The organism is Gordonia sp. NPDC003504 (genome assembly GCF_053587995.1).
Genome location: NZ_JBSFPC010000001.1, coordinates 457,696 through 478,056, shown reverse-complemented (window position 1 = coordinate 478,056; position 20,361 = coordinate 457,696). Strand labels below are relative to the sequence as shown.

17 protein-coding genes are annotated in these 20,361 nt (G+C 66.8%); 11 read left to right on the top strand and 6 right to left on the bottom strand.

Annotated elements, in window-relative coordinates:
* The first annotated feature begins 309 nt into the window (after positions 1-309).
* The 4 genes from ACWDPV_RS02100 to ACWDPV_RS02085 are packed head-to-tail and all read left to right on the top strand — an operon-like array spanning position 310 to position 2,900.
* Entirely contained in the window at positions 310-1,221 is a 912-nt protein-coding gene (locus ACWDPV_RS02100) for a hypothetical protein (protein ID WP_449741576.1), read from the top strand.
* Positions 1,208-1,666 carry a hypothetical protein gene (locus tag ACWDPV_RS02095; RefSeq protein ID WP_449741575.1) on the top strand — a complete coding sequence of 153 codons (459 nt, stop codon included), beginning with the start codon at positions 1,208-1,210 and terminating at the stop codon, positions 1,664-1,666. The genes ACWDPV_RS02100 and ACWDPV_RS02095 overlap by 14 nt, the downstream gene beginning before the upstream one ends.
* Positions 1,663-2,343, top strand: a complete 681-nt coding sequence (locus ACWDPV_RS02090; RefSeq protein WP_449741574.1) for a hypothetical protein — start codon at positions 1,663-1,665, stop codon at positions 2,341-2,343. The genes ACWDPV_RS02095 and ACWDPV_RS02090 overlap by 4 nt, the downstream gene beginning before the upstream one ends.
* Before the next feature lie 2 nt (positions 2,344-2,345).
* Positions 2,346-2,900: a DUF6328 family protein gene (locus ACWDPV_RS02085; protein ID WP_449741573.1), complete on the top strand. Its 555-nt coding sequence runs from the start codon at positions 2,346-2,348 to the stop codon at positions 2,898-2,900.
* 65 nt (positions 2,901-2,965) lie between these two features.
* Here ACWDPV_RS02085 and ACWDPV_RS02080 read toward each other — a convergent pair whose 3' ends face one another.
* Entirely contained in the window at positions 2,966-5,011 is a 2,046-nt protein-coding gene (locus ACWDPV_RS02080; RefSeq protein WP_449741572.1) for an acyl-CoA dehydrogenase family protein, read from the bottom strand.
* A gap of 96 nt (positions 5,012-5,107) precedes the next feature.
* The gene (locus ACWDPV_RS02075) at positions 5,108-5,974 is read right to left on the bottom strand and encodes a response regulator transcription factor (RefSeq protein ID WP_449741571.1); all 867 of its coding nucleotides are present in this window, start codon (positions 5,972-5,974) and stop codon (positions 5,108-5,110) included.
* Positions 5,975-6,109: 135 nt separating this feature from the next.
* Here ACWDPV_RS02075 and ACWDPV_RS02070 point away from each other — a divergent pair, with 135 nt between their 5' ends.
* Positions 6,110-7,795, top strand: a complete 1,686-nt coding sequence (locus tag ACWDPV_RS02070) for an AMP-binding protein (protein ID WP_449741570.1) — start codon at positions 6,110-6,112, stop codon at positions 7,793-7,795.
* A gap of 5 nt (positions 7,796-7,800) precedes the next feature.
* Here ACWDPV_RS02070 and ACWDPV_RS02065 read toward each other — a convergent pair whose 3' ends face one another.
* On the bottom strand, positions 7,801-8,388 hold the full coding sequence (locus ACWDPV_RS02065; protein WP_449741569.1) for a hypothetical protein: 588 nt from the start codon (positions 8,386-8,388) through the stop codon (positions 7,801-7,803).
* A gap of 136 nt (positions 8,389-8,524) precedes the next feature.
* Here ACWDPV_RS02065 and ACWDPV_RS02060 point away from each other — a divergent pair, with 136 nt between their 5' ends.
* From ACWDPV_RS02060 to ACWDPV_RS02050, 3 genes are all read left to right on the top strand, one after another.
* Positions 8,525-9,265, top strand: coding sequence for a TetR/AcrR family transcriptional regulator (locus ACWDPV_RS02060; RefSeq protein WP_449741568.1), 741 nt, complete (start codon positions 8,525-8,527; stop codon positions 9,263-9,265).
* A 96-nt stretch (positions 9,266-9,361) separates the two neighbouring features.
* The gene (locus ACWDPV_RS02055; RefSeq protein ID WP_348805108.1) at positions 9,362-10,525 is read left to right on the top strand and encodes an acyl-CoA dehydrogenase; all 1,164 of its coding nucleotides are present in this window, start codon (positions 9,362-9,364) and stop codon (positions 10,523-10,525) included.
* Between the two features lie 256 nt (positions 10,526-10,781).
* Positions 10,782-11,675: an endonuclease domain-containing protein gene (locus tag ACWDPV_RS02050; RefSeq protein WP_449741567.1), complete on the top strand. Its 894-nt coding sequence runs from the start codon at positions 10,782-10,784 to the stop codon at positions 11,673-11,675.
* A 60-nt stretch (positions 11,676-11,735) separates the two neighbouring features.
* On the opposite strand, the gene ACWDPV_RS02045 is transcribed toward ACWDPV_RS02050, so the two are convergent.
* The 3 genes from ACWDPV_RS02045 to gabT are packed head-to-tail and all read right to left on the bottom strand — an operon-like array spanning position 11,736 to position 16,522.
* On the bottom strand, positions 11,736-13,208 hold the full coding sequence (locus tag ACWDPV_RS02045; RefSeq protein WP_449741566.1) for an NAD-dependent succinate-semialdehyde dehydrogenase: 1,473 nt from the start codon (positions 13,206-13,208) through the stop codon (positions 11,736-11,738).
* Positions 13,195-15,132 carry a primary-amine oxidase gene (locus ACWDPV_RS02040; RefSeq protein ID WP_449741565.1) on the bottom strand — a complete coding sequence of 646 codons (1,938 nt, stop codon included), beginning with the start codon at positions 15,130-15,132 and terminating at the stop codon, positions 13,195-13,197. Before ACWDPV_RS02040 ends, ACWDPV_RS02045 begins: the two co-directional genes overlap by 14 nt.
* 13 nt (positions 15,133-15,145) lie before the next feature.
* Complete coding sequence (gabT, locus tag ACWDPV_RS02035) at positions 15,146-16,522, bottom strand: 4-aminobutyrate--2-oxoglutarate transaminase (protein ID WP_449741564.1); 1,377 nt, start codon at positions 16,520-16,522, stop codon at positions 15,146-15,148.
* Positions 16,523-16,673: 151 nt separating this feature from the next.
* Between gabT and ACWDPV_RS02030 the strand changes: the two genes are divergently transcribed.
* From ACWDPV_RS02030 to ACWDPV_RS02020, 3 genes are all read left to right on the top strand, one after another.
* The gene (locus tag ACWDPV_RS02030; RefSeq protein WP_449741563.1) at positions 16,674-18,203 is read left to right on the top strand and encodes a PucR family transcriptional regulator; all 1,530 of its coding nucleotides are present in this window, start codon (positions 16,674-16,676) and stop codon (positions 18,201-18,203) included.
* Positions 18,200-19,117, top strand: a complete 918-nt coding sequence (locus ACWDPV_RS02025) for an SGNH/GDSL hydrolase family protein (RefSeq protein WP_449741562.1) — start codon at positions 18,200-18,202, stop codon at positions 19,115-19,117. Before ACWDPV_RS02030 ends, ACWDPV_RS02025 begins: the two co-directional genes overlap by 4 nt.
* Before the next feature lie 99 nt (positions 19,118-19,216).
* Positions 19,217-20,203, top strand: a complete 987-nt coding sequence (locus tag ACWDPV_RS02020; protein ID WP_449741561.1) for a DUF559 domain-containing protein — start codon at positions 19,217-19,219, stop codon at positions 20,201-20,203.
* Positions 20,204-20,361: the final 158 nt, after the last annotated feature.

Here is a 20,361-nt window from a genome sequence, read left to right as displayed (position 1 = left end):
CGCACTGACAGCGCTCTGCTCCGCACTGACAGCGCTTTCGCGCTCGTTGACGGCGTCCGCTACGACGTTGACAGCGCTCTCGCGCTCGTTGACGGCGCTTTGGAACGCACTGACAGCGCTCTGTGGTCGGATCTGTCCCTGATTTCAGCAATCGATGAGCGCTGTCAACGTCGACGTGAGCGCTGTCAACGATGACGTGAGCGCTGTGAACGTCAATGAGAGCGCGGTCAACGTGGAGGCGAGAGCGCTGTCAGCAATGAGGCGGGCGCTGTCAGTGGTGACTCGAGCGCGTTCATTACCCTGGAAGGTATGTCTTCATCCACCGACCCGGGCGGCAGCTCCAGCCTGGGCAGCGACGATCGGCAGGGCGGAAAACCCAAGATCGTCGAGTCGATCGTCATCGCGTCCGAACTGTGGATCGTGGTGCTGCTCGGACACATCATCACCACGATCGCCACCTATGGCCAGACGCGGGACGCCTACGTCGATTTCGCCAGGTCCAGCTACGGTGAGGGCACCGAGGAGTACAACCTCGTGACGTCGTCGGGTCTGGTGATCACCACCATCGTGATCACGTTGATCGTCGAGATCGCGGTTGCGGTCACTCTCCTCCTCCTGACCCGCAAGGGCTACAACTGGGCGCGATTCCTGCTCGGTGCGTTGAGCCTGTTCCTGGTGATCACCACGTTCTTCTCGCTCTTCGGCGATGTCCACCCGACGTGGGCGATGGTGCCCAACGTGATCGGCGGTGTCGCCGCACTCGGCGCGGTGGTGTTGCTTCTTCGCCGCGAGTCCGACACCTACTGCAAGAAGATGGCGCAGTGGCGTCGCGCACCGCGCATCTCGGCGGCGCCGCCCTATCCGCCCATTCCAGGCCAGGGCAACCCGCAGGCGGGCGCGTATCCGCAGCCGGGCGCGTATCCCCAGCCCGGCGCATACCCGCAATCGGGTCCGTATCCGCCGCCCTACGGCTACGCCCCACCCGGCTACGGGCCGCCACCCACCGGCAACCCAGGCCCCGGATATCCGCCATACCCCGGTCAGCCGCCGCAGCCACCGACCCCGAGTCCCCCGGAGCAGCAGCAGCCTTCCGCCGCAGACGACCCACGGAACGAGCGCGGGGGTGCTTCACTCAGTAAGGAGTCACCCGGCAGCACGTCGTCCGACGCCAACCCATCCGTCGACCAGACCGAAGGAGATCAGTCCCGTGACCAAACCTGATCCCGCCCAGCGCCCGAACGTAGTGGTCTGGGCCTACCGCTGCTGGCTGGTTGCGGGCGGGCTGCTGGCTGCGCTCGGTGCGGCCTACATCCTCATGGGAATCTTCGTGTTCGTCGAAACCCTCGTTCCGGTCGGCGCCGGAGTGCTGGTGGCCGCGGTTGGCGTCGCCTACATCCTGCTGGGCTCCAAGACCTACACCGGCGACGAACGCTGGCGCTCCTCGCTGGCGGCGTTGACCCTGGTCGTCGTGATCATGCTGCTGGTCCTGAGCTTCCTGTCGTTCTGGCTGGCCATCGCCCTGCTCCCCGCGATCCTCGGCCTGCTGGGATCGCTGCTGGCCTACCGGCCCGCCGGCGATGCCTGGTTCACCGGTAAGCAACCGGTCACCACCGCGCCCGCGAAGAAGGGCGCACACCTCAAGAAGCGGGGGAAGAAGACCCGGTGACCGCAGACCGGTCGCAGGAGCCCGACGAGTCGGGTGACCCGGACGACGCTGGTTCTCCGGACGACGCTGGTTCTCCGGACGACGCTGGTTCTCCGGACGACGCCGATTCTCCGGACGACGCCGACACCGCAAAAGACACGGATTCCCCAGACGACACCGAATCGTCCACACCCACCCCGATCCCCGACAACCCCGGCGAGGTGCTGTTCTACGAGCCCGGCGGCAGCTGGTGGGTGGTGGCCGTTGGTCCCGTCCTCATCGCGGCGGTCCTCGGCATGGAGATCGCCGGCCCGGGGCAGGTGCACTGGCTGGTCATCGGCATCTTCGGCCTGATCATCGTCGGATTCTCCGTCATCCAGGTCGTCGCGGCCCGCAAGCACGTGACCGTCGAGCTCACCGAGATGACGCTGCAGCAGGGCACCAAGATTCTCGCCCTGGCCGACATCGATGAGATCCACCCTGCCAACAACGGTTCCGAACACCAGAAGTGGGAAAGCGCCCCCGCGCTCGGCGAGTTGCACGGTGTCCCCCGGCGACGGACCGGTGTGGGAGTCACTCTCGCCGACGGCAGCCTCGCTCAGGCGTGGGCGCGCGACGTGGAACGCTTCCGGAACGAACTCACCGAGGCGCACCTCGCGGTCAAGCTCGGCTTGCCGCCGCGCGGGACGGGCTCATAGGGGTGCGTCCGGAACCTCCGGCGAACGACCGGTCCGACGACGGGTTGGCCGATTCCGACTGGAATCGCACGCAGCGCTCGGAGACTGGCACCCAACGCCTCGACCGCAACTGGTCGTCGCTGCTGCAGGAACTGCGGGTGGCGCAGACCGGCGTTCAGGTGCTCACCGCATTCCTGCTGACCCTGCCGTTCCAGTCCCGATTCGACGTCCTCGACCACGGCATGCGGATCTTCTACCTTGCGGTCGTGGCGTGCGCGGTCGGGTCCACCGTCCTGCTCGTCACCCCGGTGGCATTGCACCGGGCACTGTTCCGCAGGCATCGCCTGCCCACTCTTGTCCCGTGGGCGCACCGGATCGCCTATGTCGGCCTGCTCTTCCTGGGTGTCGCACTCAGCGGCAGCATGGTCGTGGTGTTCGACGCGACCGTCGGTCGGGTTCCGGCGCTCGTGGCGGGTGGGTGCACCCTCGCGGTGTTCGCGGCGTTCTGGCTGGTTTTTCCGTTCGTGCTGCGCCGCGGGTCCGACCGACCCGGCCGGTGCGATGAGCGACCTCGATGACGGTCAGCGCACCTGGGCGGGTGGTCCCGGGCGTGTGAGCGGTGGAGCTTCGTCGAGGTGACAGGTCACCCGTTCTCGATCATCGGCGCCACCATCAACTGCTCCGGGATCCCGAAGGCGTCCACCAGGACCCCGGCATACGGCCGCAGTTCGAGGCACAGTTCGTTGACGCCGCGCCGGATCGCCTTGGCCCGCTCCACCGACACGTGTCGGTGCATCAGGAACCACGACAGATCCTCCTCGAGCGCCGAGTAGACGAACAGGTCGCAGACCTTGCCCAGGAGTTCCGCGGTCGACTTGGAGTCGCAGTCGTTGATGGCCTCGATGAACGACTCCAGTACCACCCGTTCGGTATGTGCCCGACCCACTTTCAGCAGATGATCCTGTGCATTGTTGAACACCTCGAAGGCGTCGTTGTCGTCACCCAACGCGCGCCGCAGACGCTGCGCGCAGGTCCGCACCAGATGATCCTCACGATTGCGGAACAGGCGGATCTGGGTGCCGCGGTTGGTCAGATTCGACTTCTCCGGATCCTCGTCGGAGCTCTCCAGCAGCGTCTGCACCACCTGCCGGGCCGCGGTCTTCTCGACGACGACGTCGCGCGCCATGCCGGCGATGAACCGCACCCATCCGCCCGCCGAAAGGCCTTGCACGTCATCGGCATACGCCGACAGCAACTCCTTGGCCACCAACTGGGTCAGGACGGTGTTGTCGCCCTCGAAGGTGGTGAACACGTCGATGTCGCCACGGATGATCGCGATCTGATTCTCGTCGAGATAGCCTGCACCGCCGCATGCTTCGCGACTGACGTTGATGGCGTGGGAGGCGTGCCAGGTGGCGTACGCCTTCAAACCGGCTGCGGCGCCCTCGAGTTCACGTTGCCGCCCGGCGTCGGAATCATCCGGCGCGGCCGACTGTACCTCATGCAGTTCGGCGGTCAGCTCGTTCTGCGTGCACGCGATCGCATACGACTTCGCGATGAGCGGCAACAACTTCCGCTGATGCCCCAGGTAGTCCAGGACGGTGATCTCCGAGTCGCTGTCGGGGGCCTCGAACTGCTTGCGTACCAAGCCATAACGGGTCGCCAGCGCCAGTGCCTTACGGCCCGCGGCACCCGCCGTCGCGGCCACCGACACCCGGCCGCGGATCAGGGTGCCGAGCATGGTGAAGAAGCGCCGGTTGGAGTTCTCGATAGGGGAGCGGTAGGTGCCGTCGGCGTCCACGTCGGCGTAGCGGTTGAGCAGGTTCTCCGCCGGGATGCGCACGTCGTCGAAGGTGATGCGCCCGTTGTCGACGCCCGCGAGGCCACCCTTGTATCCGCAGTCGCTGGTGGTGACGCCGGGCAGATCGTTGCCGTCGGCGTCGCGAATGGGCACCACAAAGCAGTGCACCCCGTGGCTTTCCGGCTCTTCCCCGGGTCCGGCGGTGATCAGCTGCGCGAATACCGCCGCCACCGTCGCATGCTGGGCGGCGCCGCCGATGTAATCCTTGCGCGACGACGGCGTGGGCGAAGTCACCACGAATTCCCGCGTCTGCGGGTCATAGGTCGCGCTGGTCTCCAGGGCCTGCACATTGGAGCCGTGACCGGTCTCGGTCATCGCGAAGCAGCCCAGCAGATCCAGCGAGATGATGTCGGCGACGTAGCGGTCGTGATGCCTTGCGGTACCGAGTTTTTCGACGGCACCACCGAAAAGTCCCCACTGCACACCGGATTTCACCATCAACGACAGGTCGGCGTAGCCGAGCATCTCGATCGCGGTGATCGACGCACCGATGTCGCCGGTGCCGCCGTGGTCGGCGGCGAAGCCCGCGCCGGCGAAGCCGTGCGACGCCAGTTCCCGCATCTCACCGAGAATCCGCTCACGTGCCTCGTCGAGCGTCAACGACGGATCGGGTAGCAGATCGGAGCGGTCGGACAACTCGCGCACCATGTCCCGGGTCGCAGCCCAGCGGCCGTCGAGTGTGCGGCGCAAACCCTCGACCAGCAGATCGCGGGTGGCGTCGTTGATGGCGTCGTCGTCGTGCGGTGACGGCACGTCCCCCGCGGCGACCGTCGTGGTGGTGCTGGTGGTGTCGTCGGGATTGGCGGGCGATTGCGTGGGTGTGGACATTCCTCCACGGTACGTATCCGGACTCCGTGGCTTGCCGCTTTCGATGGATCGTGGCGTTGCGCTGCGGCGCGGACACGGGCCAACACCGGCGCGACGCTACGGCAGCAACCCCATCCGACGCGCCGTCACGACCGCTTCGCGCCGATTGTGCACCTCGAGCTTGCCCATCAGATTGCGGACGTAACTCTTGATGGTCTCCGGCCGCAACGACAGCCGCTCGGCGATCTCGGCGTTGGCGCATCCCAACGCGAGATGGGCGAGCACATCGCGTTCGCGTGGCGAGAGCGTCACCGCACACGTCGGCCGCGAACCCAGGCCCCGCAACCGCTCCTCGACGTCGCGCAACCGGCGGGCCAGCGCCTCGTCGGTCGTGGTCGCGGCGATCTCCCGCAACGCGACATAGCTCTCCACGATGGCGTCGGCGACCGTGGCGGGGACCTGCGGCTCGGTCGGTTCGACCCGATTCAGCTGCGCCACACGGCGATCCACCTCGTCACGTACCTCGATCTCGTGAGCGAGTTGCCGCGCGGTGCCGACCATCCTGGCGATTACCCGATCGCCGATCCGTTCGGGACTGCGCAGGCCGCCGTAGAGCACCGCCCGCGTCCTGCCGTCGACCACCGCCGGTGCCGCGATCAACGACTCGATGCCCTCCCCGGACACCTCACGGTCGTAATCGTGGGTGATCTCGGTGGAGGTGAAGTAGTCCGATACCGCGCCGGCGCGTCGTTCGGCGATGGTCCGCCCACCCAGGCCGCAGTCGGCCGAGATCAGCAGATCCCGCAGGATGACGCTGCGCGTACCGACGAACCCGGACAGCACCGCCCCGCGGTCATCGACGACGCCGCCGAACAGCACCGGCAGGACGGTGGCGCGGCCCGCGGCACGCAGTGACGCGCGCACGGCGTCGGTGTCGTCGGGTCGGCGGGTGTCGATCGTCCCGGATCTGATCGCTGCGGCCATGTGGTCACCTCCTGCGGGCAAAACCACCCACTTCCGGGGGTGGTGCAACCTCCAGTGTGATCCATACCGTGGAAGGCGACAAAACGTCGCGGGCATCACCGGCCCGCCGCACCGCGACCCGACCAGGAGAAACCGATGTCCGTGCCGGATGTGACCGCCCCACCCACCACCGACCTCGACGCCGAGTTCGGCCGCATCGACAGTGGCACCGCCAACCGTTCCGAGATGACACCTCTGCGGTTCCTGGAACGGTCGGCCCAGGTGTTCCCCGACCGCACCGCCGTCATTTACGGACAGCGCAGCGCCACCTACGCCGAGTTCGCCGACGAGGTGCAGCGACTGGCCCGTATCCTGGCCGACCGGATCGGGCCGGGGGAGCGGATCGCCTACCTCACCCCGAACGTCCCCGAGATGCTGGTCGCGCATTACGCGGTGCCGCTGGCCGGTGGGGTGCTCGTCGCCCTGAACTCCCGGCTGGCCGGACCCGAGCTGGTCTACATCCTCAACCACGCCGGCGTCACGACCCTGTTCTTCGACGCGGAGTTCCGGCACACGGTGTCGCTGATCGTCGACCAGGTGCCGGAGCTGACCACCACCGTCGAGATCGTCGACGCCGAATTCGGCACCGTCCCTGGTGATGTCGCGGCATCCGGAATCCCGGGACTCGAGTCCTACCCCGACTTCCTCACGCGCGCCGACGATCTCGATCCGACGCCGATCCCGTGGACCGTCGACGACGAGAACACCGTCATCACCATCAACTACACCTCCGGTACCACCGGAAAACCCAAGGGCGTCATGTACACCCACCGCGGGGCGTATCTGAACTCCTTCGGTGAGACCTTCCACAACGAGTTCACCGGCCACAGCCGCTACCTCTGGACGTTGCCGATGTTCCACTGCAACGGCTGGTGCACACCGTGGGCGGTCACCCAGGCATCGGCCACCCACGTCTGCCTGCGTGCGGTGCGGGCCGACGCGGTGTGGGATGCGATCGACGATCTGGGCGTCACCCACATGTGCGGCGCGCCAACGGTATGCACCACGATCGCCGGATCGCCTCGCGCCCATCGACTGGACCGGCCGCTGCACATCACCACCGCCGGAGCGCCGCCGAGTCCGACGGTCATCGGTCAACTCGAGGCGCTCGGCATTACCGTCGTGCACGTCTACGGACTCACCGAAGTGTATGGGCCGTACACGATTTGCGAGTACCAGGACGCCTGGGACGATCTCGCACCGGCCGAGCGTGCCACCAAGTTGTCGCGGCAGGGAGTCGGCATGGTGCAGGCCGAGGATGCGCGCGTGGTGGCGCAGGGCACCCTGCCGCTGACCGACGTGCCCGCCGACGGCGAGACGATGGGCGAGATCGTGCTCCGCGGCAACAACGTGATGGCCGGATACTTCAAGGATCCCGACGCCACCCGAGAAGCGTTCGCGGGCGGCTGGTTTCACACCGGCGATCTCGGCGTGATGCACCCCGACGGCTATATCCAGCTGCGCGACCGGGCCAAGGACATCATCATCTCCGGTGGTGAGAACATCTCCACCATCGAGGTGGAGCAGGTCCTCGTCAGTCACGACGCGGTGCTCGACGTCGCGGTCATCGGTGTGCCCGACGAGAAGTGGGGGGAACGGCCCCGCGCCTACGTGCTGCTGAAACCGGGTGCGACGCTGGCGACCGACGACCTCATCGCCTATGCCAAGACCCTGCTCGCCGGCTACAAGGTGCCCCGCGACATCGTCATCGCCGACGACCTGCCACGCACCTCCACCGGCAAGGTGCTCAAGTTCGAGCTGCGCAAGGATGCCGCCCAATAGCGACATCAGCTGCGCGACAGCAACTTCTGTGATACCGAGGTGGGCACCATGTCCAGTGGAATGAGCATGGAGACCGCTTGTGTCGTTCGGATGAACAGCATGTCGCGCCGAATGCATGCGGTGGCAACGCTGGTCAGATCCACGGTGGTGGTGATCCCGCCCGCCATGAACATGATGTGCGCCGGACCGAATTCGGCCATCAGGGGAGTTGTCCTGGGCGCGAAGCGCTTCCAGGTGTTGCGCGTCTGCAGGTAGGGAAGCGCCACATTGGCGACGCCGAGGTAGATGAGCGTGATTCCGATGACGATGATCGGGAAGGCCGCCGGCAGGGAGTTCGTCGTCTCGCCGACCAGTACGCCACTCGCCACCGTGGCGACACCGATGGCGACCGGAACGCCGAACTGTGTCGCCGCGCGTACGGGATTGCCGAAGGCCACCGCGCGTGCGGCCCGCGATGCCAGATCGGCCGCGGCGGTCGAGGTGGTACGGATCATCGTCGGAGGCGCGGTGGTCAGCGAAGGGCGATCGCTCAATGAGGTGTGCGGTCGGTGACCCTGTGCGTGGGTAGCGCCGGTGACTTCAGGACCGCTCACGGTGCCGACTCCTGCTGACGATGGGGATGTGTCGCCCTCGATCTGATCATCTCCGGGGCGCGGAGGCACCGCGCGACGCCGTGATTCATTCGGCCGCCCTACCGCTGCGGCGTTCGGTGAGCCACACTGTGATGCCATGGCACCGAGTGACACGATCGGCGAGCCGGACGATCTGCGGACCCTGGTGGTCGCCGAGTCGATCCGGCTGTTCAGCGAGAACGGTTACGAGTCGACCACCGTCGACCAGATCGCCGCGGCCGCCGGGGTGTCGCGCCGCACCCTGTTCCGGCAGTTCCGCTCCAAAGAGGACATGATCTTCGCCGACCACGAGGCGTTGCTGGCGCAGGTGACCGAGCGGTTGTCGGCCGACGAGTTCGCTCCGGATGAGGCACTCGATGCCGGCGACCCGTGGACCGTGGTGTGCGCGGCCGCCGAGATCGTTTTCACCCATTTCCTCGCGACGCGCGACCTCGCGGTCCGCCGGTTACATGTGGTCTCACGGGTCCCGGCACTGCGGGACCGCGAGCTCGTCACCACCTACCGCTACCAGCGCGTTTTCGAGGAGTACCTGCGACGCGTGGTCCCCGGCGCGTCGGCGGTTCACATCGTCGCGTTCGCCTCCGCGGTCACCGCGGTGCACAACTTTCTGCTGCGGTCGATGATCCGCGGGGACACGGATGCGACCCTGCAGCGGTTGCGTGCCGAACTGGCCGAGGTGCGCACGGCACTCGGTGCCGATCACCGGGCGCGCGATGCGGCTGGATCCGCCGCCGGTGCGATCGCGGTGGTGACCTATCCCGCCGGCGCCGACCCGGACGTCGTCGCCGAGCAGGTTCGTCGACAACTGCGTGCCGTTGACCGCAAGCAGGGACAATAGTGGGGACCGTTCATTGACATGGCACTGCGTGCCATGGTGAACTGTACCGAAGTGACATCACTGGCACGCAGTGCCCGACATGGCCGGAGGGTCGACATGGGTTTTGGTAATCCCGAGTTCAACGTTTTCGAGCTCCCCGAGGAGCACATCGCCCTGCGAGAGGCGATTCGCGCGCTGTCGGAGAAGGAGATCGAGCCCTACGCCGCCGTCGTCGACGAAGAGGCGCGGTTCCCGCAGGAGGCCCTCGACGCGCTCGTCGCCTCCGGATTCAACGCCATCCACGTTCCCGAGGAGTACGACGGTCAGGGCGCCGACTCGGTGGCCGCGTGCATCGTGATCGAAGAGGTCGCCCGCGTGTGTGCGTCGTCGTCGCTGATCCCCGCCGTCAACAAGCTCGGCACCATGGGCCTGATCCTCAACGGCTCCGACGAGCTCAAGAAGCAGGTTCTGCCGTCCATCGCCTCCGGCGAGGCGATGGCCTCCTATGCACTGTCCGAACGTGAGGCCGGCTCCGACGCCGCAGGCATGAAGACCCGCGCCCGCAAGGACGGCAGCAACTGGGTACTCAACGGGTCCAAGTGCTGGATCACCAACGGCGGCAAGTCATCCTGGTACACCGTCATGGCCGTGACCGATCCGGAGAAGAAGGCCAACGGCATCTCCGCATTCATGGTGCACAAGGACGATCCCGGCTTCACCGTCGGCCCGCTGGAGAAGAAGCTCGGCATCAAGGGCAGCCCCACCGCCGAACTCTACTTCGAGGACTGCACGATCCCCGAGGACCGCATCATCGGCGATGAGGGCACCGGCTTCAAGACCGCCCTGCAGACCCTCGACCACACCCGGCCGACCATCGGCGCGCAGGCCGTCGGCATCGCGCAGGGCGCGCTCGACAAGGCCATCGCATATGTCAAGGAGCGCAAGCAGTTCGGCAAGCCGATCTCGAGCTTCCAGGGTGTCGAATTCATGATCGCCGACATGGCGATGAAGGTCGAGGCCGCCCGCCTGATGGTTTACACCTCCGCCGCCCGCGCCGAGCGCGGCGAGAAGAACCTCGGCTTCATCTCGTCGGCGTCGAAGTGCTTCGCCTCCGACGTCGCCATGGAGGTCACCACCGATGCCGTGCAGCTCTTCGGCGGCGCCGGATACACCCGCGACTTCCCGGTCGAGCGCATGATGCGTGATGCCAAGATCACCCAGATCTACGAGGGCACCAACCAGATTCAGCGCGTCGTCATGAGCCGCGCGCTGCTGCGCTGACGTTACGCGCGTACCCTGACGCGCTCCAACGCCGAACGGCGCCCCTCGCTTTTCGTCGAGTGGGCGCCGTTTCTCGTCGAGTGGGCGCTGTATTTCGTCGAGTGTGCGTCGTATTTCGTCGAGTGGGCGCTGTATTTCGTCGAGTGGGCGCCGTTCGACGTCGAGTGGGCTCGCCGTACAACTGCTGACGTACCTGGCTCGGCGGAATCTGACCCAATGGTGGAACCGAATGGCCGCGCGCTGCGTCCAACTCGGCATGACAATCGAAGATTCCACCTCCCCGCCATCGCTGATCACTCGTCAGGACGCCATGTCCGTCGTCGGGATGTCCGCGGAACGTTTCGCCGCCGAGTTCCGTCGCGTGCGTGGCGGCGCGCACATCAGTCGAGCGGAGCTGATGACCGCTCGCGAACGCATTGTCGCGATCGCATCCCAGGCGCAGGGCAATCCGGTCGTTGCCGGGCAGGCGGCAATGGTGATGCACGGCGCGAAGTGGTTCGACGCCGGCTTCGAGGTCGTTCTCATCCGCGGCATCACCGCGTCCGGTCGCCCTGCTCTCGGGACGACCACGTGGCGACTGGACCTACCGGCAGAACACATCGTTACGATCGACGGAATCGCGGTCACCTCACCGATCCGCACCGCCTTCGACGTGGGACGGATCCAGCCGCGAATGCGGGCGATCGGACACCTGGATACGCTCGCCGCCGCCACCGGGTTCGACCTGGACGAGCTCGCGGAGTACGCCAAATCCCAGAAGCGAACTCGTCATGTGCGACAGGTGAGGGGGTTGGTCCCACTCGTCAATCCCCTCCGTGAATCGCCCCGCGAGAGTTCGACGGGGCTGTTCATGCACGACTGCGGATTGCCGACGCCGGTGGCCCAGTGCGAGGTGTTCAACGAGTACGGAATCCTGGTCGCTCGCCATGACTGGGCGTATCCCGACCTGAAAATCGCAATCGAGTACGACGGCGAGGACTATCATTCGTCGCCGGAGCAACAGGCGAGGGACGCGGCGCGAGATGCCGAATCAAACCGGCTGCAGTGGAAGGTGATCCGCGCCAACAACAAGCGGATGACCAGCGACCCCATGGGTCTCATCGCCGAGATCGCCGAGGCGATACATCAGCGCGGCGGCTACTACAGCTGATACCCACTCGACGAGAAAGGGCGCCCACTCAATGGGAATGGGCGCCCACTCGCCGGCCGCCTAGGGGGTGAGGGCCACGTACTTGACCGTCAGGTACTCGTCGATGCCTTCGGCGGCACCCTCACGTCCGATGCCCGACTGCTTGACACCGCCGAACGGTGCTGCCACATCCGACATCACGCCGCGATTGACGCCCACCATCCCGGAGTCCAACGCCGACGCCACCCGCATGCAGCGGTCCAGGTCGCGGCTGAAGAAGTAGGCCGCCAAACCGTACTCGGTCGAGTTGGCCGCACGGATGGCCTCGTCCTCGGAGTCGAAGGAGCTGATGACGGCCACCGGGCCGAAGATCTCGCCGCGGGTGACCGGGGCGTAGGCATCCACCTGATCGATGACGGTCGCCGGGTAGAAGTACCCCTTGCCGTCGGGGGCCTTGCCGCCCAACCGAACCCGGCCACCGTGGGCGACCGCGGTCTCGACCGCCTCGGCGACCTTGTCCCGCTGCGCGGCGCTGACCAGCGGGCCCAGGGTCACCCCGTCGTGGTAACCGGGCCCCATCCGCACCGCCGACATCTTCTCGGTCAGCTTCTCGGTGAACTCCTCGACCACCCCGGACTGCACCAGGAACCGGTTCGCAGCCGTGCATGCCTCACCGCCGTTGCGCATCTTCGCCATGAACGCACCCTCGACCGCCTTGTCGATGTCGGCGTCGTCGAAAACCAGGAACGGCGCGTTGCCGCCGAGTTCCATGGAGGTGCGCTGCACCCGTTCGGCGGCCTGCCCCAACAGGTTTCGGCCCACCGGGGTCGATCCGGTGAAGCTGATCTTGCGGATCCGGTCGTCGGTGATGATCGCCGAGGACACCTCCCGTGCATTCATCGTCGGCAGCACCGACAACACCCCCGCCGGCAGGCCGGCCTCGGCGAAGATCTCGGCGAGGACCAACATCGTCAACGGCGTCTCGTGCGCGGGCTTCACCACCATCACATTCCCGGCCGCGAGTGCCGGACCGATCTTGCGGGTACCCATGGCGAGCGGAAAATTCCACGGCGTGATCGCCAGGCACGGTCCAACCGGCCCGTGCGTCACCAGGATCCGGCCGGTGCCGGCCGGCGAGTGGGTGAACCGCCCGTCGATGCGGACCGCCTCCTCGGCGAACCAGCGGAGAAACTCGTTGCCGTACTTGGCCTCGGAGACGCTGTCCGGGAGGGCGCGGCCGAGTTCGAGGGTCATCAGCATCGCGAGGTCATCGGCTCGCGAGGCCACCAATTCGAAAGCGCGACGCAGGATCTCGCTGCGCTCGCGGGCCGGGGTCGCCGCCCAGTCGGCCGCCACCGCGGCGGCCTTGTCGAGGGCGCGGGCCGCGTCGGCCACCGTCGCGTCGGCGACCTGCGTCAACGGTTCCTCGGTGGCGGGGTCGTAGACGGTGAAGGTGCCGCCGTCGGATGCGGGCACCTCCTCGCCACCGATCCACAAACCGGTGGGTACGCCGTCGAGAATGGCCTGGGTGTCGATCACATCAGTGGTGGTCATGGTGTGTCCCTTCAGAATGGCAGTGCGACGACGGACTCGGTGCGACGTCGAGTGAGGGATTGCGGTCGAAGAACCCGAACGGCTTGAGCCAGAACGACACCACGTCGACGGGCATCACCGGCCAGTCCTCCGGCCGGGTGATGTGATGGATGCCGAAGACATACCACAGCACCACATCGGTGTTCTCGATCGGACGATTGTTCTTGGTCCACTCCGCCATCCCGGTGTCCCGGTCGGACTGGTTGACGAATTCCCCGGCCGGCCAACGCTCGTCGGCGCTGTTCGGTGTCACCCACAGGGTGTGTCCGATCACGGTGGCGCGCTGGAAGATCGGTGACGCCGGATCGAACATCGCGGGGAACGCGCCGGTCGGTGTCAGCTTGTACGCCGGATGCGCGCCGAGGCCGGTGGTGACGTTGGTGTTGACCACCTTCCAGCTCTTCTGGGTGGCGAAATCCGGGTCCTGCATCCCGTCCTGTTCGGTGCGCAGTGCCGTATTCGTGTGCACCAGAGATAATCCCAGCGGATTCCCGGGTCCCATCGGTTCGGCGACGGTCTCGGATGCGAACACCGTGTTGTCGGTGCCGTCGATGTCGAGATCCATGCGTGCCACCAGGAAGTGCTGGTGGAACGGCGCATACGTGCGGTTGTCGATGGTCGTGCCGTGCGGATTGGAGAGCACCCCCGGCGGCATCGGAGTGGTCACCATGATCCCGGTGGCCCGTACCTCACACTCGATGTTGCCGTCCTGATAGAACCGCCAGTACACCAGATACTCGTAATTGGCCACGGTTACATGAAAACTCACCGTCAGGCGACGCATGCGACGGACCTCGGCGCCGGCGTCGTGGTCGACATGCTTCCACAGGACCGCGTTGTCCTCTTCGTGAATGCAGATGGCGTTGGTGATGGTGTACGGCTCACCGGCGCTGTTGTGCAGCACCGCATCGAGGTAGCGGATCTCGCCAAGGCAGTCGCAGCCCAACTCCAGCGACGTCGTCATGAAGCCGAGGCCCCATTCGCCGATGTCGAAAGCGGTACGGCGGTAATGGTCTTCGCAGTGATCCCGGTAGGGCACCACCATCTCCGCGAAACTCAGTCGATGCGCCACCGACCGATCTCGGCCACCGTCGCGGTAACTCACCTGATGCAGGGTCATGCCCTCGCGATAGTTGAAACCCACTCGCAGGGACCAGTTCTGCCAGGTGAGTTTGTTGCCGTCCAACTCGAACGACGGTCCGTCGGGCTGGGTGATCTCCAAGGGCTTCAGCTCCGGCCGCGCGAATGTGTCGCGGATGCGCTGCGGAATGTGCCGCGGCACATACTCACCCATCACCTCCGGCGTCTCGAATCCGCCGGTGTCCTCGATGCGCAGCAGCTCCATCGTGTTCACGTCGATCACGCAGTGAAGTCCCGGAACGGGATTCGCATACGGGTTGGTGCCCTCGGCATCCTTGACCCAGGTGTCCGACCAGCCGAGCCGCCGGCCTCGGTACTCCTCGGGGATCAGTGCCCCGCCGTAGGTCCAGGTGTCCATGAACACCCGATCCAGATCGGTGATGCCACGAGCGGCCAGTGCCGCCTGGACATCGGGATGTGCGCGCAGCACGCGGTCGCATTCCTCGAACTCGTCGACGGTGAAATTCGCCTGGACGCCGGGGATGGCGTCGAACGACTCCACCGCCGAATCCGACAGTGAGACAAATGACTTGTAGGTGAGGTTGTCCCCGGTGTTGAAGCACACCACCACCGCGCGCCGCGGCGGCACCGTGCCGTCGGCGTCGAAGGCGGCGAGCTCGGCCTTGGACGGTTCGGCCAATTCGATGGAGGCATAACGCCATCCGTCGCCGACCCCCTGTTCGGCCGCCAACAGGGCGGTGACACTGCGGAATTCGTCGGATGACAGCGGATCAAGCGGGTACATCGACTCGGCCTCCTCAGGCGTTGTTCTTGATGGCCTCACACAGTACGGACAATCCCTCACGGAGCAGGTCCTCGCCGATCACCAGCGGCGGGAGCAGCCGGATCACGTTGCCGAACGTTCCGCAGGTGAGGATCACGACGCCGGCGGCGTGGCATGCGGCGGCCACCGCCTTGGTCAGCGCAGGATTGTGGTTCGACGCGCGCGGCGCATCCGGTGTCACCAGCTCGATCGCGATCATCGCACCACGTCCACGGACCTCACCGATCACCGGCTTGCCCTGCGCAGCAAGCTCATCGGCCAGCGACGAGAATGTCTCGCGGACGATCTCCTCGATCCGGCGGGCCCGCCCGGCGAGATCGAGGGTCTGCATCTGATCGATCGCGGCGATGCCCGCCGCGCACGCCACCGGGTTCCCGCCGTAGGTACCACCGAGGCCGCTGGGGTGCACCGCATCCATCAGTTCGGCGCGGCCGGTGACTGCGGCGAGAGGCATGCCGCCGGCGATACCCTTGGCCATCGTCATCAGATCGGGGACGATGGCCTCGTCGTCGCACGCGAACCACGATCCGGTGCGGGCGAACCCGGCCTGTACCTCGTCGGCGATGAAGACCACACCGTTCTCTCGGCACCACGCCACCAGCGTCGGCAGGAAACCCGGTGCGGGAACGATGAATCCACCCTCACCCTGAATGGGTTCGATGATCACCGCGGCCAGTTGGCCTGCACCGATCTGCGTCGACATCAGCGAGATCACGTGCTCGGCCGCGGCTACACCGTCGTCGCCGAACTGATCGCGCAGCGGATAACTCATCGGCATCCGATACACCTCGGGGGTGAACGGCCCGAAACCCTGCTTGTACGGCATGTTCTTGGCGGTCAACGCCATCGTCAGATTCGTCCGCCCGTGGTAGGCGTGATCGAAGGCGACCACCGCGTTCCGGCCGGTGGCCAGACGCGCGATCTTCACCGCGTTCTCCACCGCCTCGGCCCCCGAGTTGAACAGCGCGGTGCGCTTGTCGTGGTCACCGGGCGTCAGCGCGTTGAGCTTCTCCGCGATCTCCACGTACCCCTCGTACGGCGCGACCATGAAGCAGGTGTGGATGAGGTGCCCCGCCTGATCGGCGACCGCCGCCGCCACCGCCGGATTGGCCGACCCGACCGAGGTCACCGCGATGCCCGACCCCAGGTCGATCAGCGAGTTGCCGTCGACGTCGACGAGAACGCCGCCATCGCCGTCGACGGCATAGGTCGGCAGGATCGAACTCACGCCGGCGGCGACGCTCGTCGCGCGCCGCGCGCCCAGCTCCCGCGACCGCGGGCCGGGCAGTTCGGTCACCAGCCGCCGCTCCTGCGGAAGGCGGTAGGCGATCTCGGTCGTGGTGCTGGTCATGGGGCTCACCTCGTGGAGATTGTGGTGGATATGCGGAGCGCAAACGCGGTATGCCCAGTCTTCGCCCAATCCCGCGCCGCATGCGCCTGACGGTTTGTCGAACGATCTGCGAAGTGCACGCCATTTTGTCCAGTTCGCGTACGGTGGGGGGATGTCGACGTCGGTCCGCTGGCTTCTCGCTCAACGCCGCCTGGAACTCGAGTTACGGGGTGGCGCCGACGGCCTCGACCGGCCGATGGACTGCGCGGTGAGCTCCGAGTTGGTCACCGCCGCCGACTGGATGGTCGGTGGGGAAGTGCTGCTGACCACCGGCCTCCGCCTTCCCGACGACCCGCCGCTCCGCGAGCAATACGTGGAATCGCTCGCCGAAGTAGGCATCGCCGCCATCGGATTCGGCGTCGGCCTCGGCTACGAGGAGATTCCGCCCGAGATCTGCGCCGCCGCCGACCGCGTGGGTCTCCCGTTGTTCGAGGTGCCCTGGCACATCCCGTTCTCCGCCATCACCCGGGCCGTGCTCGACCACATCGCCGCGGGACGCTCGGCACGCCTGGTCGCGGCCACCCGCGCCCAGCCGAGGATGACCCGCGCGGCGGTCGCACGCGGCCCGGCCGCGGTCATCTCCGAACTCGCCGACGCCGTCGCGAGCCGCGTGATCCTGCTCGACGCCGCCCACGCCGAGGTGGCGGCCGCACCCGGCGGCGCTGCGGCCCCCGCCGACCTCGACCACGTTCGCACCCTCGCCGCCCGCGACCCCGCGTCGGCCGGCGCGGTCGTGGTGACCGATGATGCCACCGTCACCCTCGCCCGGATAGGCTCGTCGACAACCACATTCGGCTTTCTCGGGGTCGTCGGACCGACGCTCGACGAGGTCGCACGGATGCTCGTCGGACATGCCGTGTCACTGCTGGCGATCGAATACGCCAAGCCTCGCGACGTCCGCCGCGACATCGCCCGCGTGCAATCCGACGTCCTCGGCAATGCCCTCGACGGCGTCATCGGCGCCACCGCGCTGTCGATCCTCGAGCGTGTCGCCACCCCCGACGGCCGCGTCCGCGCCGTCGTGTACACCTTCGCCGACGACGTGTCCGCCCGCCGTGGTGCCGACCGCCTCGCCGACGAACTCGAGAGCCGATGGCGACCGGTGTTCGTCTTCTGCGACTGCGCCGAGGTGGTGGTGCTCCTCGACGGCGACGACCATGTGGACGTCGCCGTCGGAATGCTGAATCTCCTTGTCGCGCACGGACTATTGCGGGGTGGGATCGGACCGGCCGTCGCCCTCGCCGACGCCGACGGAGCCCCGCGCCCGGACGCGATCGCCGAGTCGGTGGCCCACGCACGGCTCGCCGCGCGCTCCGCCGCCACCGGCCAGCTCGTCGATCTCGCGGCTGCCCGATCACTGCTCGGCATCCCCGAGATCCGAGATGTGCTGGCCGACAGTCGAAGCCACCGCCTGCGCCCGATCATCGAGCATGATCGCGAACAGGGCGCCGGGCTGGAGGCGAGCCTGCTGGCGTTCCTCGAGGCCAACGGCAACTGGGGCGCGGCCGCGACGACGATCGGTGTGCATCGGCATACTCTGCGCAGCCGGGTCGAGCGGATCGAGGACATGCTCGGCATCGACCTCACCGACGCTCGGACCCGCGCCGAACTGCTGCTGATGATGCTGGGTGCCGACGCATGAGGTGGCTGCGCTCGCTCACCCTCCTCGCGGTCGCGCTGCTCGGGATCGTCGGCTGCGCCCGCGAAACCGGAAGCACCGCAACACCATCGACGTCATCGGGTATGACGGCCCCGAGTGCCGCGTCCTCGAGCACCGCGCCGGCCGACCCGGGCGCCGCCTACGTCCACCTCGGCGACAGCTACGCCGCGGGCACCGGCGTGCTCCCGGTGGTCGGCGGATCGCCCTTCCTGTGTCAGCGCTCCGCGCTCAACTTCGGCCACCTGATCGCGCAGCGACGCGACCTCGCGATAGACGACGTGAGTTGCGCGGGCGCGACGACCGCCGACCTCACCACCGACCAGTACTACGGCATCGGCCCACAACTCGACGCCCTCGGCCCCGACACCCGACTGGTGACGATGATGCTCGGCGGCAACGACGAGAACACCTACGGCGGCGCCGTCAGCAAGTGCAGCGACCTCGGCCGCGCGACCGGCGGCGTCGGATCACCATGCCGCAACCGCTACGGCGACGAGTTGACCGCACCCATCGACGACGAGATCCGCCCGGCCCTCACCGACGTGCTGCGCCAGATCCGTGAGCAGGCACCGAACGCGCGGGTCGTCATCGTCGGCTACCCGTGGATTCTTCCCGCCGCCGACGGCTGCTACCCGACGATGCAGGTCGCCGCCGGTGACGTCGGATACCTGCGCGACCTGCAGGCGACCCTCAATGACGCCGTCCGCCACGCCGCCGACGACACCGGTGCCACCTTCGTCGACATGGCGCCGGCCTCCGAGGGACACGACGCCTGCGCCGGGGCCGATCGGTGGATCGAACCCCAGCAGGGAAGCTCCGCACGGATCACCCTGCACCCCAACGCCACCGGACAGCAGGCGCTTGCCGATCGGGTCATGTCGGTTATCGGCCGGTGACCGGAGGCGTTGTCCACAGAGGGCAATCGATCCACAGATTCGCCCGTGCGGGAGCTGTGACGCCGCGGTGATGTCGTCCGGAGCGGCACACTCACCGCCATGAGTCTTGCCAATCTCGAACTCGCACAAGATCACTGGCGCGGAGTGTTTTCGTGGACGGAACTGTCGCGTCGGGGATTCAGTCAGGCGCAGGTCGCGCGCATGGTCCGAGGTGGTGATCTGCACCTGCTCCGGCGCGGGTGGTACGCCACCGGATACGCGCATCCGCTGGTGGTCCAGGCGGTGTCGGCGGGCGGGGTGTGCTCGTGTGTGACCGCCTTGGATCTGCACGGCATCTGGGTCGTCGCACGAGGAAACCGCGCGCACGTGCGCGCCCGGAAGGCGGCGCACAACGCCGGTGGACGACGATTCTGCAAACAGTTCAGTGGCCCCGAACCCGAGATCTACCCGCTCGACGACATCCCGACGGCACTTCGGCACGCACTGCGGTGCCTCGACGCCGAAGGGATCGTGGCAGCGTGCGACTCCATCTTGAACCAGGATCTTCTCGACATGGCCGACTTGGTGGCGATCTTCGCCACGGCGCCCCTCGACATTCGTGACCTGCTCGAACTCTGCGACGGCCGAGCACAATCGGGTACGGAGAGCATCGTTCGGCTTCGTTTCCGGGCGATGGGCCTCAGGTTCGATATACAAGTGAAGATCGTCGGTCTGGGGCACGTTGACTTCCTCATCGGCGACCGTCTGATCGTCGAGATCGACAGCATCGAGTTTCACGACAAGTCGCCCGAGCAACGCGAGGCGGATCGTCTGCGTGACGAGATCGCCCATCGGCTCGGTTACATTCCGCTGCGCATGTCCTACAACCGCGTGATGTTCGAGTGGAAGGACGCCGCCGAGACGATCACTGATCTGGTTCGCCGCCGCGAGCACCTCAAGGCCCTTGCCGGTCCACGCGAACTCGTCGCAGAGATCGACGCCGCAGTCGACGGTGATCCGGATGTCGATGACACGCCCAACGGGGATGACGAGGGTGACATCGGCGGCGATGAGTACTGGGACGATCCCGATTTCGAGGGATGTTGACGTCGCGGTCGGCCGCACGCCGATACAACCGGGATGGCTCAGGGGTCTCGCGTCAATAATTGTCGTGGGTGGGCGTATTCGTCCCGGTTATATGTGGGCTGTCGGGGTGGATACCCCGACGGTTGGGCAACGTGTGGCGTGTGTGGCCGGTGGTGCTG